The organism is Bacillus sp. HMSC036E02 (assembly GCF_001836235.1).
Classification (GTDB): domain Bacteria; phylum Bacillota; class Bacilli; order Bacillales; family Bacillaceae_G; genus Bacillus_A; species Bacillus_A cereus.
This window is the reverse complement of the sequence record NZ_KV827816.1, coordinates 641,154-654,157: the sequence shown is the minus strand read 5'-3', so window position 1 is coordinate 654,157 and position 13,004 is coordinate 641,154. Positions and strand designations below refer to the sequence as shown.

Genomic DNA, 13,004 nt, shown 5'->3' with positions numbered 1-13,004 from the left:
AATTAGGGTGGCACCACGGGTATAATACTCTCGTCCCTACTGTTCAAACAGTAGAGGCGGGAGTTTTTTTATTTTTATTAAGATTAAAACAATTTGAGGAGGAACTGAATATGTCTATTCAAATCCCACGCGGAACGCAAGATATTCTTCCAGGCACTGTTGAGTTATGGCAGTATATCGAAGGGCAAGCACGCGAAATTTGCCGTCGTTACAATTATAAAGAAATTCGTACACCAATTTTTGAGCACACTGAGCTATTTTTACGCGGTGTTGGTGATACGACAGATATCGTACAAAAAGAAATGTACTCATTCCAAGATCGTGGAGAGCGTAGCTTAACATTACGTCCAGAAGGTACTGCACCTGTTGTACGTTCTTACGTTGAAAATAAAATGTTTGGTGATGCAACACAACCAACGAAATTATACTATATCGGTCAAATGTTCCGTTATGAAAGACCACAAGCAGGTCGCTATCGTCAATTCGTACAATTCGGTATCGAAGCAATCGGCAGTAATGACCCTGCAATTGATGCAGAAGTAATTGCACTTGCTGTTGAATTTTACCGCGGCATGGGCTTAAAAAATATTAAAGTTGTATTAAACAGTTTAGGTGACGCAGCGAGCCGTCAAGCACACCGTGATGCATTAATCGCACACTTTGAGCCACGTATCGGCGAATTCTGTTCTGACTGTCAATCTCGCTTAGAAAAGAATCCACTTCGAATTTTAGACTGTAAGAAGGACCGTAACCATGAATTAATGGGAACAGCACCATCTATTACAGAATACTTAAACGAAGATTCAGCAATATACTACGACAAAGTTCAAGAACTATTAACGATGATGGATGTTCCGTTTGAAAAAGATCCGAACTTAGTGCGTGGTTTAGACTACTACCAACACACTGTTTTTGAAATTATGAGTGAGGCAGAAGGTTTCGGTGCGATCACTACATTAAGCGGTGGTGGCCGTTATAACGGACTTGTACAAGAAATCGGTGGACCAGAAATGCCAGGTATCGGTTTTGCAATGAGTATTGAACGTTTAATTATGGCGCTAAAAGCTGAAAACATTGAATTACCACTTGAACATAGCATTGATTGTTACGTTGTGGCGCTTGGCGAAAAAGCGAAAGACCATGCTGCAAAAGTTGCGTTCGATCTTCGTAAAGCTGGATTGTCAGTTGAAAAAGATTATTTAGATCGCAAAATGAAAGCACAATTTAAATCAGCAGATCGTCTAAAGGCGAAATTTGTAGCTGTATTAGGAGAAGATGAGCTAGATAAAGGCATCATTAACTTAAAAGATATGGCAACAGGTGAACAAGAAGAAGTAGCGTTAGATGTATTTGCTTCATACGTAGCAGAGAAATTAATATAGGGGGAACTTACAGTGGCTGAAAGAACACATGCATGTGGAAAAGTAACAGTAGAAGCTGTTGGACAAACAGTTCAATTAAAAGGTTGGGTACAAAAACGCCGTGACTTAGGTGGATTAATCTTTATCGACTTACGTGACCGTACAGGTATCGTGCAAGTTGTATTTAACCCAGAAACATCAAAAGAAGCGTTAGAAGTAGCAGAAACAATTCGTAGCGAATACGTATTACACGTAGAAGGTACAGTTGTTGAACGTGGTGAAGGCGCAATTAATGACAATATGGCAACTGGTCGTATTGAAGTACAAGCAACAAAAGTAAATGTACTAAATGCAGCGAAAACAACGCCAATCATCATTGCTGATGATACAGATGCATCAGAAGATGTGCGTTTAAAATATCGTTATTTAGACTTACGTCGTCCAGTAATGTTTAACACATTCAAAATGCGTCATGACGTAACGAAAACAATTCGTAACTTCTTAGACACAGAAGAGTTCTTAGAAGTAGAAACACCAATTTTAACGAAAAGCACGCCAGAAGGAGCTCGTGACTATTTAGTGCCAAGTCGTGTGCATGATGGTGAATTCTATGCACTACCGCAGTCACCACAGTTATTTAAACAGCTTCTTATGGTCGGCGGATTTGAGCGTTACTATCAAGTAGCACGTTGTTTCCGTGATGAAGATTTACGTGCGGATCGTCAACCGGAATTCACGCAAATCGATATCGAAGCTTCATTCTTAACACAAGATGAAATTTTAGATATGATGGAGCGTATGATGACGAAAGTTATGAAGGATGCAAAAGGTGTAGAAGTTAGTGCACCATTCCCTCGTATGAAATATGCTGATGCAATGGCTCGCTACGGTTCTGATAAGCCAGATACACGCTTTGAAATGGAACTAACAGACTTATCTGAGTTTGCAGCAGGTTGTGGCTTTAAAGTGTTTACAAGTGCTGTAGAAAGCGGCGGACAAGTAAAAGCAATTAATGCAAAAGGTGCTGCAAGTAAATATTCTCGTAAAGACATCGATGCATTAACTGAATTCGTGAAAGTATACGGTGCAAAAGGTCTAGCTTGGCTTAAAGTTGAAGAAGATGGCTTAAAAGGACCGATTGCGAAATTCTTCAGTGAAGAAGATGCAAATGTGTTAATGAGCACATTAGAGGCTACTGCTGGCGACTTATTACTATTCGTAGCAGATAAGAAGAGCGTTGTTGCAGATAGCTTAGGTGCACTTCGCTTACGTCTAGGTAAAGAGCTTGAGTTAATTGACGAAAGTAAATATAATTTCCTATGGGTAACGGATTGGCCACTTCTTGAGTACGATGAAGATGCAGATCGTTACTTCGCAGCTCACCACCCATTCACAATGCCATTCCGTGAAGACGTTGAGTTACTAGAAACAGCACCAGAAAAAGCACGTGCACAAGCATATGACCTTGTATTAAACGGTTATGAGCTTGGTGGTGGATCACTTCGTATTTACGAGCGTGACGTACAAGAAAAAATGTTCAAAGCACTTGGATTCTCACAAGAAGAAGCGCAAGAGCAATTCGGGTTCTTATTAGAAGCATTCGAATACGGTACACCACCACACGGCGGAATCGCATTAGGTTTAGATCGTCTTGTTATGTTACTTGCAGGCCGTACGAACCTTCGTGATACAATTGCATTCCCAAAAACAGCAAGCGCAAGCTGCTTATTAACAGAAGCTCCAAGCCCAGTTGCAGAAGCACAGCTTGAAGAGTTAAACTTAAAATTAAGCTTAAAAGAAGAGAAGTAAGAATAGGGTCTAGATGGTTATACTAATACCATCTAGACTTTTTTTGAGAGGTTGTTTAAAAAGTCCGGTTTAGATAACTGTCGCATCTCATCGTTGCTTCGCCAGTCCGGTGCTCGAGTAGTATTTCTACACTGCGCTCCTCCTGGCTTCAGCGCCTCGATCTGCTCGGTTCTCTAAATCCTCCTTTTTAAACGTGTATTTAGGAAGAAATGAAATTCTGGTCTATGTTTTCATTTTCGAAATATGTATTTTTAGGAATTCTATAACTTTTTCTATACAAATAGTCGGAAAAACGCTAGAATACATGGTAGACCATTTTTGTAATAGGAGTGTAGAGCTGAATGTTACATCAATTTTCACGTAATGAATTAGCCTTCGGTAAAGAAGGACTTGAAATATTAAAAAATAGTACAGTCGGTATTTTAGGAATTGGCGGCGTAGGCTCTTTTGCAGCTGAAGCGTTAGCACGTTCTGGCGTTGGACGTCTTGTATTAGTTGATAAAGACGTTGTAGATATTACAAACGTAAACCGTCAAATTCACGCTTTAGTATCTACTGTAGGACGTTCAAAAGTAGAATTAATGAAAGAGCGTATCGCAGACATTAACCCAGAGTGTGAAGTAATTGGACTTGAAATGTTTTATACAGATGAAACATATGAAGAGTTCTTTAAGCACGGTTTGGATTTCGTAGTGGATGCATCTGATACGATTACGTTCAAAATTCATTTAATTAAACAATGTTTACGTCGTAAAATTAAAATTATCTCCAGTATGGGTGCAGCAAATAAAATGGACCCAACTCGTTTCCGTATTGCGGACATTTCTAAAACACACACAGATCCGATTGCGAAAGTAATTCGTACGAAGCTTCGTAAAGAGGGTATTAAAAAAGGTGTAAAAGTTGTCTTCTCTGACGAAAACCCAATCGTAATTCGTGAAGAAGTACGTAAAGAAATCGTACCAGACGAAAATGCAAAAATTCGTAAAGCGAAATTACCGCCTTCATCAAATGCATTCGTACCATCTGTGGCAGGCTTAATTATGGCAAGTCACGTTGTACGTGAACGTATTAAAAATGTAGAAGTGAAACGTGTAGGGCAAGAATAAAAGAAAAGCATATATCCATTTTGGATATATGCTTTTTTATATGTATTAAAGAAATATGGATATTTGCATTACTACTAGTTCAAATGTAAGTAACGCTAGTAAGTAATGATCATATTTATCTGATGTATAGGCGGACGTCTTTTTTAAACTGTTAATGGTGAAAAGAGCCAAAGTTAGGACGAGAACACCGAGTGTTATTTTGAAGACTATTAAAGAAATAGTAACCAGCTCCCTTTAAAATTATATGTTTATAATAACATTTTAGTAAAAAATATCTAATCCGTTTTAGGAGTTTCCTTGTATGAAAAGGAGGAATGTTATTGTCAATCTTTGTCGTTAAATCGATATCCTTTATTAAATCGTTGATATAATTTCATTTACCGATATGTATATATATGATTTACCGAAAACAAACAGGGATGTCACTCAGTCAAAAAAGTGACATCCCTGTTTTTAATTCTCAGCAGAATAAATAATATCTAAATTCCCGTTTTGATCGGTTTTGAAAATCGGGGCAATTTGCTCTTCTTGCTCTTCGACCGAAACAAGTTTTCGAGCACGATCCATAATTCGAACAAGCATCGCGTAATCTTCTTCGATTGCTTGTTGTTTTTTTGTGAGTACCGCTAATTTCGTTTCAAGTTCATGATTCGTTTTTTGCAGAGAAGTGAGCTGAGCTTGTAATACATCATTTTCAGTTTGCAACTTTGCGAGTGAAGGGTTATTATGCTCCAAGTTTTGCAAAAATGAGATGACATTTTGCATCGTAAGTTCTTGTTTACTTGGCGTAATATCTTCAGAAAACTCAGCATCGATTACGAGTTGTTTCGTTTTCGTGAACTGATTTTTTTCTATTTTAGCTTCAGAGCGCTTTAATTCTTTACGTTGTTTCTTCGCAAGCTGCACAGCATCTTCGTAATTCGGCCTTACTTCAGCATTCCATCTAAAGCCGCAAGCTGCTGAAGTCCGGTTCAACGTATCGCCGACTTCATCAAATGCTTTTATTTGTGTACTTCCGCTGCGAATATGTCGTAAAACAGTTTCTGCTAAAAGGAGATCATCTTCTTTTGTCCATGCATCTTGACGTGTTTTCATAAGCGAAGCCTCCATAATGGTGACGTTTTCGTTTATGTTACCCTTTATTTTTCGTTTTATTCGAAGTTTGTAATCTTTCATAAACAGTAGAAAGTGCTTGCTCAAATTTCCCTGTCGTTTTCGGTTTATAATATTGCTTGTTTTTTATTTTATCAGGTAAGTATTGTTGCCTTACCCAGCCGTTTGGATGGTCGTGTGGATATAAATATCCAATGCCTCTTCCAAGTGATTCTGCGCCTTTGTAATGACTATCTTTTAAATGGCTTGGAATGTCACCTGTTTGACCGTTGCGTAAATCGTGTAATGCAGCATCAAGTGCTTTATAAGCTGAATTTGATTTTGGTGATAAGCATAGCTCGATAACGGCATTTGCAAGTGGGATGCGTGCTTCTGGGAATCCAACTCGTTCAGCTGATTCAATTGCAGCTAGTGTACGTGGTCCAGCTTGTGGGCTAGCAAGTCCAATATCTTCATAAGCCATAATAAGAAGGCGTCTGCCAATACTTTGTAAATCACCTGCTTCAATAAGGCGTGCTAAATAATGGAGCGCTGCATTTACATCACTTCCGCGCACTGATTTTTGAAATGCTGATAATACGTCATAATGAGCATCGCCGCCTTTGTCGTGAACGAAGCTCTTTTTTTGTAAGCATTCTTCTGCAATCTCGAGTGTGATTTCAGCCGCTTGATCGTCTGTAGTAAAGCTAGATAATACAGCAAGCTCAAGTGCGTTATAAGCAGAACGCATATCACCACCAGAGGCGTTTGCAAAGTGATGTAGTGCTTCATCTGTTACCGTTACAGCATATTCTCCAAGGCCTTTTTCTTTATCTTCTAAAGCTCTTTTTAACCCAATTAAAATATCATCTTCTGTTAGTGCGTGTAATTCGAAAATTTGACACCTGCTTCGAATAGCGGAGTTTATTGCATGGAATGGATTACTTGTCGTTGCGCCAATTAAAGTAAGAAGTCCGCTTTCTAAGTGAGGTAATAGAAAGTCTTGCTTTGCTTTATCTAGACGGTGAACTTCATCTAAAATTAAAACGAGGTGTCGATGCATCTTCGCTTCTTGTACGACAACTTCCATATCTTTTTTATTGTGAGTAACAGCATTCAATAGACGAAACGGGGTACCGGTACTTCCAGCAATTGCACTGGCAATGGATGTTTTTCCTGTACCTGGAGGACCGTATAAAATCATAGATTGAAAATGATTGGCTTGGACCATTCGCCATAAAATCTTTCCTTCACCAACTAAATGTTGTTGCCCAATAATTTCTTGAATATTTATAGGGCGCATTCGATGTGCGAGTGGTTGTTTCATTTGGACCGTCTCCCTTAATATATAATCTCGTTCTATCGTATCATTTTTTTCTACGAAATTTGAAATAGGATGCTGTTTTATGGGAAAAATAAAGGGTAATATTTTCATTTTTCTTTCAATTGTAATAATTCCCGAGTTTTTCAATGTGATTTTATGTTATCATTTTGATACACAAGTTGAAATTTCTTATAATACTATATTATGCTATAATTTCATAGGATTTTAAATTGTGTTCTTTTTATAAATAAGATATAACCAATAGAAGTGAAAATTTGAAAAGAGGTGCAAAATAGATGAAAATTTCAACGAAAGGCCGCTATGGCTTAACAATTATGATTGATCTTGCAAAAAAGTTTGGTGAAGGTCCGATTTCATTAAAATCAATTGCGCAGGCGCATGACTTATCCGAGCATTACTTAGAGCAATTAATTTCACCACTTCGTAACGCTCGTCTTGTAAAGAGTACGCGCGGGGCATATGGCGGATATGTATTATCTGATCAACCGGCTAACATTACAGCTGGGGATGTAATCCGTGTATTAGAGGGACCGATTAGTGTTGTAGAAATGATAGAAGAAGAAGAGCCAGCGCAGCGCCAGTTATGGATGCGTGTTCGTGATGCGGTGCAAGAAGTGTTAGATAGTACAACGTTAGAAGATTTAGTACGTTATGAGGAAGAAAATCACGGGGGCTATATGTTTTACATTTAATTCCTTGTGAAACGATTTGGAAAGAAGGAGATTTAATGGAACGCATTTACTTAGATCATGCTGCGACATCTCCGACTCACCCAGAAGTGGTCGAAAAGATGATTCCATATATGACAGAAATATTCGGGAACCCGTCTAGTATTCACTTTTATGGACGTCAAACTCGTCACACAGTAGATGAGGCGAGAAGAGTGTGTGCACGCAGCATTCATGCGAATCCGAATGAAATTATATTTACGAGCGGTGGTACAGAAGCTGATAATTTAGCGCTTATCGGTGTAGCACGTGCGAACCGTCATAAAGGTAACCACATTATAACGACGCAAATTGAACATCATGCGATTTTGCATACGTGCGAATTGTTAGAGCGTGAAGGGTTTGAAGTGACATATTTACCTGTCGATGAAACAGGGCGCATTCAAGTTTCTGACATACAAAAGGCATTAACAGAAGAGACGATTCTTGTATCTGTTATGTTTGGGAATAATGAAGTAGGGACGATGCAACCGATTGTGGAAATAGGAAAGCTGTTAAAAGAGCATCAAGCGTATTTCCATACAGATGCGGTACAAGCTTACGGTTTAGTAGAAATTAATGTGAAAGAGTTTGGTATTGATTTATTATCAATTTCAGCTCATAAAATTAACGGGCCAAAAGGTGTAGGTTTCTTATACGCTGGTGCAAATGTGAAATTTGAACCGTTATTAATAGGCGGAGAGCAAGAAAGAAAACGCCGTGCTGGTACGGAAAATGTGCCTAGTATTGCTGGGCTTCAGTATGCAATTCTTATAGCTGAAAAAACTCGTGAGCAAAAAAATGCCCAATATGAAGAGTTTAAAGATATAATGGTATCTGTCTTCAAAAATGAAGGCATTACTTTCGAGGTAAACGGAAACTTAGAACATCGCTTACCGCATGTACTTAATGTAAGTTTTACAGGAATGAACATTGAACCTTTCCTTGTGAACTTAGACTTAGCTGGCATTGCAGTATCAAGTGGTTCTGCTTGTACAGCTGGTTCGATTGATCCATCACATGTATTAGTAGCGATGTTTGGAAAAGACTCCGATCAAATACGTTCATCCGTACGCTTTAGTTTTGGACTTGGAAATACGAAAGAGCAAATTGAAAAAGCGGCGTACGAAACAGTGAAAATCGTGAAGCGATTAACACAAAATTAGCATGGGAGGTGACATGATGAACAAACTACCTCACGAAACACGCGTTGTCATCGGAATGTCCGGTGGCGTCGATTCATCTGTAGCAGCACTTTTATTAAAAGAGCAAGGTTATGATGTAATCGGAATTTTTATGAAAAACTGGGATGATACAGATGAGAATGGTGTCTGCACAGCAACAGAAGATTACAATGATGTAATTGAAGTGTGTAACCAAATTGGTATTCCGTATTATGCAGTAAACTTTGAAAAACAATACTGGGATAAAGTATTTACGTACTTCTTAGATGAGTACCGAGCTGGTCGTACACCAAACCCAGATGTAATGTGTAATAAAGAAATTAAATTTAAAGCATTTTTAGAGCATGCAATTGCGCTTGGTGCGGATTATGTGGCAACAGGCCATTATGCACGCGTTGCTTATATGGACGGCGAATATAAAATGCTTCGCGGTGTTGATGACAATAAAGATCAAACATATTTCTTAAATCAATTAAGCCAAGAGCAATTATCAAAAACAATGTTCCCATTAGGTGAATTAAAGAAACCGCAAATTCGTGAAATGGCGAAAGAAGCTGGCTTAGCGACAGCGGCGAAAAAAGATAGTACAGGTATTTGCTTCATTGGTGAGCGTAACTTTAAAGATTTCTTAAGTAACTACTTACCGGCACAACCAGGTGTAATGCAAACATTATCTGGTGAAGTGAAAGGGAAGCATGACGGTTTAATGTATTATACAATTGGACAACGTCATGGCCTTGGAATTGGTGGTAATGGTGATCCATGGTTTGCTGTTGGGAAAAATCTAAAAGAAAACATTTTATATGTTGATCAAGGATTCCATAACGAACTTCTATATGGTGATGAAGTTATTGCTACGAATGTAGGATGGGTAAGTAACAAAGAAAAAGAAACAGAATTTAAGTGCACGGCGAAATTCCGTTATCGTCAAGAAGACAATAAAGTAACGGTTCAAATCGTTGATGAAAATACAGTTCGTATTCTTTGTGATGAGCCAATTCGTGCAATTACACCAGGACAAGCAGTCGTTTTCTATGATGGAGATGAGTGCTTAGGCGGTGCTACAATTGATGAAGTGTACCGTAGTGGTAAGAAATTGGATTATTTAGGATAAATGAGAAGCCTCTGCCGATTAGCGGTTAGAGGTTTCTTTTACATAAAGCGAATTTTCGTTCGCTTGGAAAATACATTCTTTGTTATAATTTGTTGTAGAGGTGAAGGACATGTCAAACAAACTTGAAACAGGTATTCAATATATGCAAGAAGGAAACTGGGAAGAAGCAGCTAAAAATTTTACAGAAGCAATCGAAGAAAATCCGAAAGATGCGCTTGGGTACATTAATTTTGCAAATTTATTAGACGTATTAGGTGATAGCGAGCGAGCGATTTTATTTTATAAACGTGCATTAGAGTTAGATGATAAATCTGCAGCAGCCTATTATGGTTTAGGAAATGTATATTATGGCCAAGAGCAATTTACTGAAGCGAAAGCTGTATTTGAACAAGCAATGCAAGCTGGATTACAATCAGCTGATGTAACATTTATGTTAGGTATCACACATGTACAGCTTGGAAATGATCGTCTTGCACTACCATTCTTACAAAGAGCAACAGAATTAGATGAAAACGATGTAGAAGCTGTATTCCAGTGCGGACTTTGCTTCGCGCGATTAGAACACGTTCAAGAGGCGAAACCTTATTTTGAAAAGGTATTAGAAATGGATGAGGAGCATGCAGATGCGTATTACAATTTAGGTGTTGCGTACGTATTTGAGGAAAATAATGAGAAGGCTCTCGCTTTATTTAAGAAAGCAATTGAAATTCAGCCAGATCACTTTTTAGCGGGTAATGGCGTTCGTTTATTAGAGCAAGAAGCTGAATAAGATAAAAATATAGTTTAATGGGTAGTTATCCCTCATCTAAAAAGGTGGGGGATGTACTGCTCATTAAAGTGAAAATACCGGAAAGGAGAGGAAAAATGGGAAATCAACATGCAATGGATTTGTTTGAGGAAGAGAAAAAGTTTATAAAAGCGCAAGTTCTTCATACCATTTTCCACAACGAAGAAAACCTCTATTCCGTTGTCAGTATGAAAGTCATTGAAACGAATGAAACGTATGACGAAAAGAAAGTAATGATAAACGGTCATTTTCCCCGCATGCATGAAGATGAAGTGTTTACATTGACAGGTCATTTTAAGGACCATCCAAAGTATGGAAAACAATATATGGTTGAAACATTTAAAAAAGAATTGCCGCAAACAAAAGCAGGTATGGTGCAATATTTAGCGAGTGATTTATTTAAAGGGATAGGAAAGCGTACAGCTGAAAAAATTGTGGACCATCTCGGAGAACATGCTATTTCTAAAATTATGGATGACCCTGAGGCATTAAATGGTGTTGTTAATAAACAAAAGGCTCAGGAAATATATGAGACAATTGTTGAACATCAAGGGCTAGAGAAAGTAATGAGCTTTTTAAATGGCTACGGTTTTGGAACGAAACTTTCTATTAAGATTTACCAGCAATATAAAGAGATGACATTAGAAGTGATTCGTAATAATCCGTATCAACTTATCGAAGAAGTGGACGGGATTGGTTTTGGAAGAGCGGATGATATAGGGCGTGCGTTAGGGATATCGGGTAATCATGACGACCGTGTACGCGCAGGATGTTTTTACACATTAGAGAATGTCTCATTACAACTTGGTCACGTTTATATGAGGAAAGATCAACTTGTAAGAGAAACGATGTCACTTTTAAACAATCAAGAAGGAAGAGTGACTGAGGAAGATATTATAGGTTGTATTGAAACGATGCAAAGTGAAGGGAAAGTCATCATAGAAGAAGAACGAGTGTATTTAGCAACGTTATTCTACTCTGAGAAAGGTGTTGTAAAGTCTATTCGCAGGCTTATGAATCAAGAAGAAACACCTTCATTTCCAGAAGCAGAAGTGTTAAAAACGTTAGGTGAAATTGAAGAACAACTGAACGTACAATATGCACCGTTTCAGCAAGAAGCAATTCAAACGGCACTTCATAAACCGATGATGTTATTGACAGGTGGACCAGGAACAGGGAAAACAACAGTTATTAAAGGGATTGTTGAAATGTATGCATCACTACACGGGTTATCGTTAAATCCGAATGAATACAGTGATGATAATCCATTTCCAATACTATTAACAGCTCCAACAGGAAGAGCAGCGAAGCGGATGAGTGAATCGACAGGACTTCCAGCTTGCACAATTCACCGTTTACTTGGTTGGACGCCAGAAGGATCTTTCCAGCGTAATGAAACGGATCCTGTCCAAGGTAAGCTCCTTATTATCGATGAATTTTCAATGGTTGATATTTGGCTTGCAAATCAGCTATTTAAGTCGTTGCCGACGAACATTCAAGTTATCGTTGTAGGTGATGAAGATCAGTTGCCATCTGTAGGACCTGGACAAGTATTAAAAGATTTATTAAATGCAGGCGCAGTTCCGACAGTGAAGCTTACTGAAATTTATCGTCAAGCGGAAGGCTCATCAGTGATTCAACTTGCCCATGCGATAAAAAATGGAACTCTACCACCAGATTTAGCACAAAATCAAAAAGATCGTTCATTTATCGGCTGTACAGGAGCTCAAATTGTTGAGGTTGTGAAAAAAGTTTGTGAAAATGCTAAAACAAAAGGCTTTAGCGCAAGAGATGTACAAGTATTAGCACCGATGTACCGCGGGCCTGCTGGTATTAATGTATTAAACGAAGCGCTGCAACAAGTATTTAATCCGAAGAGGGAAAAGAGTAAAGAAATTGCTTACGGTGATGTTGTGTACCGAAGAGGCGATAAAGTACTGCAACTCGTGAATCAGCCGGAGAGCCAAGTGTTTAATGGTGATATTGGGGAAATTGTTTCGGTGTTTTATGCGAAAGAAAACGTTGAGCAACAAGATATGATTATCGTTTCATTTGATGGAATTGAGGTAACGTATACGAAGCCTGATTTAAATCAAATTACGCATGCATATTGTTGTTCCATTCATAAATCACAAGGTAGTGAATTTCCGATTGTTATTATGCCAATCGTGAAAAGTTACAACCGTATGTTACGTCGTAATTTAATTTACACGGGCATTACAAGAAGTAAGAAGTTCCTTATTATTTGCGGAGAGGAAGCAGCTTTCCAATCTGGTGTAAATCGCCTTGATGATGCAATGCGTCAAACAACCTTAGCTAGTCGCTTGCAAGAATCACAAGGAGAAGTACAGATGGTCACAGTTAATGGCGAGGAAATGGACGTGGAAAACATTTCACCGTATGATTTCATGTAACAAGGTGAAATTATATAGTGAAACTTTCAAACGCATAGCGTTGAAAGGCTCCAGTAAAATGTATAAATGAATGCAGTTTGGA

General features: G+C 38.3%; 10 protein-coding genes and 1 other annotated feature (1 of these 11 only partly in view). Of the genes, 8 read left to right on the top strand and 2 right to left on the bottom strand.

What is annotated here, in order from left to right; genetic code table 11:
- Positions 1-41 (top strand) — a binding site (T-box leader) (it extends 190 nt beyond the left edge of the window).
- A gap of 69 nt (positions 42-110) precedes the next feature.
- The 3 genes from hisS (at position 111) to HMPREF2590_RS07855 (ending at position 4,279) form a co-directional block, all read left to right on the top strand.
- Positions 111-1,382, top strand: a complete 1,272-nt coding sequence (hisS, locus tag HMPREF2590_RS07865) for a histidine--tRNA ligase (protein WP_000027081.1) — start codon at positions 111-113, stop codon at positions 1,380-1,382.
- Positions 1,383-1,394: 12 nt separating this feature from the next.
- Positions 1,395-3,170, top strand: a complete 1,776-nt coding sequence (aspS, locus tag HMPREF2590_RS07860; protein ID WP_000840905.1) for an aspartate--tRNA ligase — start codon at positions 1,395-1,397, stop codon at positions 3,168-3,170.
- A 341-nt stretch (positions 3,171-3,511) separates the two neighbouring features.
- Entirely contained in the window at positions 3,512-4,279 is a 768-nt protein-coding gene (locus tag HMPREF2590_RS07855) for a tRNA threonylcarbamoyladenosine dehydratase (protein ID WP_000903177.1), read from the top strand.
- A 453-nt stretch (positions 4,280-4,732) separates the two neighbouring features.
- On the opposite strand, the gene HMPREF2590_RS07845 is transcribed toward HMPREF2590_RS07855, so the two are convergent.
- Positions 4,733-5,374 (bottom strand): RsfA family transcriptional regulator, encoded by a 642-nt coding sequence (locus tag HMPREF2590_RS07845; RefSeq protein ID WP_000857722.1) that lies wholly within the window; start codon positions 5,372-5,374, stop codon positions 4,733-4,735.
- 37 nt (positions 5,375-5,411) lie between these two features.
- Positions 5,412-6,698, bottom strand: a complete 1,287-nt coding sequence (locus tag HMPREF2590_RS07840; protein ID WP_000812902.1) for a replication-associated recombination protein A — start codon at positions 6,696-6,698, stop codon at positions 5,412-5,414.
- A 293-nt stretch (positions 6,699-6,991) separates the two neighbouring features.
- Here HMPREF2590_RS07840 and cymR point away from each other — a divergent pair, with 293 nt between their 5' ends.
- From cymR to recD2, 5 genes are all read left to right on the top strand, one after another.
- Positions 6,992-7,408, top strand: a complete 417-nt coding sequence (gene cymR / locus HMPREF2590_RS07835; protein WP_000704116.1) for a cysteine metabolism transcriptional regulator CymR — start codon at positions 6,992-6,994, stop codon at positions 7,406-7,408.
- Positions 7,409-7,443: 35 nt separating this feature from the next.
- Positions 7,444-8,589 carry a cysteine desulfurase family protein gene (locus HMPREF2590_RS07830; RefSeq protein ID WP_000439893.1) on the top strand — a complete coding sequence of 382 codons (1,146 nt, stop codon included), beginning with the start codon at positions 7,444-7,446 and terminating at the stop codon, positions 8,587-8,589.
- Positions 8,590-8,605: 16 nt separating this feature from the next.
- A complete protein-coding gene (gene mnmA, locus HMPREF2590_RS07825; RefSeq protein ID WP_001038010.1) occupies positions 8,606-9,721 on the top strand; it encodes a tRNA 2-thiouridine(34) synthase MnmA in 1,116 nt (371 codons plus the stop codon).
- Positions 9,722-9,830: 109 nt separating this feature from the next.
- The gene (locus HMPREF2590_RS07820) at positions 9,831-10,490 is read left to right on the top strand and encodes a tetratricopeptide repeat protein (RefSeq protein WP_000066407.1); all 660 of its coding nucleotides are present in this window, start codon (positions 9,831-9,833) and stop codon (positions 10,488-10,490) included.
- Positions 10,491-10,585: 95 nt separating this feature from the next.
- A complete protein-coding gene (recD2, locus tag HMPREF2590_RS07815; protein ID WP_000528086.1) occupies positions 10,586-12,922 on the top strand; it encodes an SF1B family DNA helicase RecD2 in 2,337 nt (778 codons plus the stop codon).
- Positions 12,923-13,004: the final 82 nt, after the last annotated feature.